At 39.0% G+C, this 4,668-nt stretch carries 3 protein-coding genes; 2 read left to right on the top strand and 1 reads right to left on the bottom strand.

Features of this window, described 5'->3' with window-relative positions; translation table 11 throughout:
• Positions 1–185 precede the first annotated feature (185 nt).
• On the top strand, positions 186–653 hold the full coding sequence (locus tag ABFC98_05315; GenBank protein ID MEN6445447.1) for a ferritin family protein: 468 nt from the start codon (positions 186–188) through the stop codon (positions 651–653).
• Positions 654–664: 11 nt separating this feature from the next.
• Positions 665–1,981, top strand: a complete 1,317-nt coding sequence (locus tag ABFC98_05310; GenBank protein MEN6445446.1) for a replication-associated recombination protein A — start codon at positions 665–667, stop codon at positions 1,979–1,981.
• A gap of 1,198 nt (positions 1,982–3,179) precedes the next feature.
• On the opposite strand, the gene ABFC98_05305 is transcribed toward ABFC98_05310, so the two are convergent.
• A complete protein-coding gene (locus tag ABFC98_05305) occupies positions 3,180–4,568 on the bottom strand; it encodes a sigma-54 dependent transcriptional regulator (GenBank protein ID MEN6445445.1) in 1,389 nt (462 codons plus the stop codon).
• Positions 4,569–4,668 lie beyond the last annotated feature (100 nt).

The following is a 4,668-nucleotide window of genomic DNA, read 5'->3' as shown; positions in this document are numbered from 1 at the left end:
TAATGTTTTAGAGAAGTTACTTATTTGTTCTTACGAACTTCAAAACTCTATTGACTGGAGAGTTAGGAGGACATAGTTCATCTGAGCAGATATTATTGTATTCTGTTTTTTTCACTTTATGCAACCTTTTCTTGCTTTTAGATACAATTCCGATTATAATGTCATTAGCAGGGAGGTTTAATAAAATGACATTACAAGATAGTTACAGTATGGTAATTGCCGCTGAAATAAGAGCGCAAAAGATGTATGAGGCATTAGCGAAGAGTTTTGCCAATCCGGAAACCAACAACACCTTTAATGAGCTTGTGGTTTTAGAAAAAATACACGAAGAAAAAGTGCGAGTTGCCTTTGCCCAGCAGTTTCCGGGGCAAAAGTTGATGTTTACCGAAGATTCAGTTAAAATACTGCAAAATGTTAATTTAAACGATCCTAAGGAAGTGCTGGAATTTGCCATCAGTAAAGAAGAAGAATCAGTGGAACTCTATAAAAGTATGGCTGAGCAGACATCTGAGCCAGAAATAAGACGGCAGTTTCTCCATTTTTCCCAAGAAGAAGAAGGTCACAAGGCAATTCTTTTAACCGAAATTCAGCGTTTGCAGGGTGCTTTACAGTGGTTTGATCCTTCCGAATTAACCGGTCTGATGGAGGATTAATTTTTTTTATTATGAAAGATAAGGATCAAAGCACCTTTTTTGAAGAAGAAGAATTGAAGAGCAAGACCGTTCCTTTGGCGGAAAAATTACGCCCTCAATGCTTGGAAGATTTACTGGGTCAATCCAAACTGGTAGCTGAAAATTCTCCGTTAAGACAGATGATGGAAAGTGGAGTATATCATTCTTTCATTTTATGGGGTCCACCGGGAAGCGGAAAAACCACAATAGCCAGGATTATTGAAAAAAGCGGAAATTATCATTTTATCCATTTTTCAGCCGTCCTTGCCAGTATTAGCGATGTTAAAGCTGTTATGAAAGAAGCGGATTATCTACATCGCACGCAAAATCATCAAAGCATTTTATTTATTGATGAAATTCACCGGTTTAATAAAAGTCAACAGGATGCCTTTTTACCTTATGTGGAAAGCGGAGCGATAATTTTAATCGGAGCAACCACAGAAAATCCCTCTTTTGAAGTAATACCGGCTTTGCTTTCTCGCTGCTCCGTTTTTGTTTTGGAACCCCTAAGCGAAAATGACCTGAAAATAATTTTGCAAAAGGGCTTTAGCGAACTTTCCTTAGAACCGGATGAGGATATTATCAGCTGGATGGCTCAAAATGCCGGAGGTGATGCCAGAAGGGTTTTAAACGATTTGGAATTGGTTTTGCCTTTTTTAAAGGGCAAACCTCACCCCAGTATTGACGAATTGGCAAAATATTTGGCAAAAAAGACAATGTTTTACGATAAAAACCGCGAAGAACATTATAACCTAATTTCCGCTTTGCATAAATCTCTCCGAGGTTCGGACCCTCAAGCGGGACTTTACTGGCTGGCAAGAATGTTGGAAGCGGGAGAAGACCCTCGTTATATTGTCCGTCGGTTGATTCGTTTTGCCAGTGAAGATATCGGTTTGGCAGATCCCAATGCTTTAGTTCAAGCAATAGCAACCAAAGAAGCGATCCTTTTTATCGGAATGCCGGAAGCAAGCAATGCTTTGGCTCAATTAGTGGTTTATTTGGCTACGGCACCTAAAAGTAATTCTCTTTACACTGCCTATGCAGAGGCAGCTGAAGATGCCCGCAAAACAAGCCACTACGGAGTTCCTTTCCATATCAGAAATGCACCTACAAAGTTGATGAAAGACCTGAATTATGGGAAGGATTATCATTATGATCACGAATATGAACATAAATATTATTACCAGAAGTATTTTCCAGATCAAATGCCAGAAAAGGTCTATTACAAGCCCGGTGACTACGGTTTTGAAAAGGAAATTCAAAAACGGATTGATTGGTGGGCAAAATTGAAAAAGGAACAAAAACATTAACGGACAGTGCCATAACACAATCAGTTGCGGAGGCAAAAATAGCTGTTGGAAAGAACATTTTTCGCGTTTCTTCTGTATGAGGATATTTTTTAAAGGAGGAACGACTTCCTCGTCGTTCCCCTTACAACCAAATTATTTTGTTTCCACTTTATTATATAACAGCTTGATATCTTGTTTGTTGTGGGTTGACCAGGAAGTCAACCCTCCTTTATTATCGCCGGGTTAAAACCCGTCGATAATATCTGTCGTCCCGCTGGGACTTATTTTAGTCGTGGATCGTATTCGCCGGGTTAAAAACCCGTCATTAATACCTTTCGTTCCTAACGGAACTTTTATCATAATTCTATAATTCCGGGGGGCTTACGCCACCATCGCTATAATTGTGTAGTCCTTTGAGTTAAAATCGGTTTTGCTCGTGATCTTCCAGACAATTTCATTCTTTTTTCCTATCTTTGTATAAGGTCATTAATAATCTTGTAGAATAGGCCGAGTTTGACTTAATGACGACAAATTGTCAGTTATAAAATTCAATCCTCTGAATTCTAATATCCTAAAATCCTTGTTTCCATAATTCCATCTTGATATCCTTATTTCTTCTGTAGGAGAATATTTTTAAAGGAAGAACGAAATCCTCGTCGTTCCCCTGACAACCAAATTATTTTGTTTCCGCTTTATTATATGAAAGCTTGATATCTTGTTTGTTGTGGGTTGACCAGGAGGTCAACCCTCCTTTATTATCGACGGGTTAAAAACCCGTCGTTAATATCTGTCGTTCCTAACGGAACTTTTATCATAATTCTATATTTTCGAGGGGCTTCCGTCCAATGTCCAATAATATCTTTACATAACCTACTTGGGGGTGCATTGGTCAGTTGATTATCTAACGATTCTCTTACACTGCAGTAACACTTCCCTAACACTTCTGTAATTTCGTAAGAGAATTGTAAGAGAATTTTTACATAATTATAAGTGCATCTTGTGAGCAATAAACTGCCGTAGGATACAAGTTTTAGGCGATTGTCATTAGGCGGAATATTGGCAAGCTTTGAGCATAGAAAATGTGGAAAAGCGTTGTCCTCCGCTTATAAATAGGGTAATATTATGTTTATTTAAACTAACAAAAAAACGGAGCTACACTCAGCTCCGTTTACATTCTTCCTACTGTTCATACACGGGATACCCTCAGAATGCAAAATATTCATTCCAGTTTATGTTCAACATTGATGTTATAGCGTTTTAATTTATCGTAAAAACTGCTGCGGCTGATACCCAAGAGTTTCATTGTTAAGCTGGCGTTAAAATTAGTATTGGCGAGCACTTTTTTGATGAAATATGCTTCGCATTCGGCGCAGGCGCTCCCTTTAGTTTTGGCAACATTTTGTTCAACTGGTGGGAAAAGGTCTGTTTTGGTAATTTCATTATTTTCCAGGTTCAAAATGGTCTGACGCAGGATTTTTCTTAATTCGCGGATATTTCCTGGGAAGGAGTAAGCCAGTAAGGCGTTATAGGCATCTTTTGTCAGAACAGGTATCTTGGGGATGCCTTCTTCTTTTGCCAATTGGGGGATAATATATTCGCACAAAGCAGGAATATCTTCTTTTCTTTCGCGCAAGGGAGGAATATTTATTTCCAAATCGGAAATGCGGTAAAATAGGTCATTCCGAAAGGACTGTTGTTCAACTTTTTGATTCAGGTCTTGCATTGTGGCAAAAATAAAACGAGCTTCGGTTCGGGAAGGTCGGCTGGAACCCACTTTATAATACTCTCTGGTTTCTATTAAGCGTAAAAGTTTTACCTGCTGTTCCATTGGCAAGTCACCGATTTCATCCAGAAAAATGGTTCCCTTGCCCGCTTTTTCCACCAGCCCTGTCGTATTGGTGTTTGCACCTGTAAAGGCACCTTTAACATAGCCAAATAAGGTGCTTTCAAAAAGTTCGTGAGGAATGGCATTTACATTAACGGCAACAAATTCCTCTTCGGAACGATCGCTGAAATAATGAATAAGCTTGGCTATAATTTCTTTTCCGGTTCCCGATTCGCCGGTGATTAAAACAGAATGGTTATTTTGGGCGTATTTTTTGGCAAGAGACAGGCATTTTTTCATTTGGGGGCTTTGGGCAATTACTTTGGTTCCTAAGCTTTGCTCCATTTTTTGGCTGATAACTTGTGCTTCCAATTGATGCAAACGCGAAAAACCGCGGCTGTAATATTCGGCGCGTTTAACCGCTTTTTCCATTTCTTCAAGTGAATATGGTTTTTCCAAAAACATCAGGGCACCCTGATTCCAAGCGGCAATTACTTTTTCTACGGTGGCGTGTCCTGAAATCATTATCACTTCAATATCCGGATATGTTTGTTTGATAAGTGACAAAACATCCAAGCCATCTTTTTTACGATCAAAGCCGGGTAAAACCACATCCAATATTATGATATGGACGGTAAACTTGGTTAAAATAAGCTGTGCTTCTTCCCAATTGGAAGCTCCGCTGATGCGATAATTTCGTTCGCTGAAATAATGAATCAAGCCATCGCGGATACTGGTTTCATCATCCAAAACAAGTATATGGGTTAAATCACTGCTTTTCATTATGATCCTCTACAGGAAAACTGAGCGAAACAGAGGTTCCTTTCCCCAATTCACTTTCCATTGTCATATTGCCTTTGCTGTTTAAAACGATGCTATGTGC

The sequence above is a fragment of the Candidatus Cloacimonas sp. genome (assembly GCA_039680785.1).
Taxonomy (GTDB): domain Bacteria; phylum Cloacimonadota; class Cloacimonadia; order Cloacimonadales; family Cloacimonadaceae; genus Cloacimonas.
The sequence above is the reverse complement of the archived record's forward strand: the minus strand, read 5'-3'. Positions and strand labels throughout refer to the sequence as shown.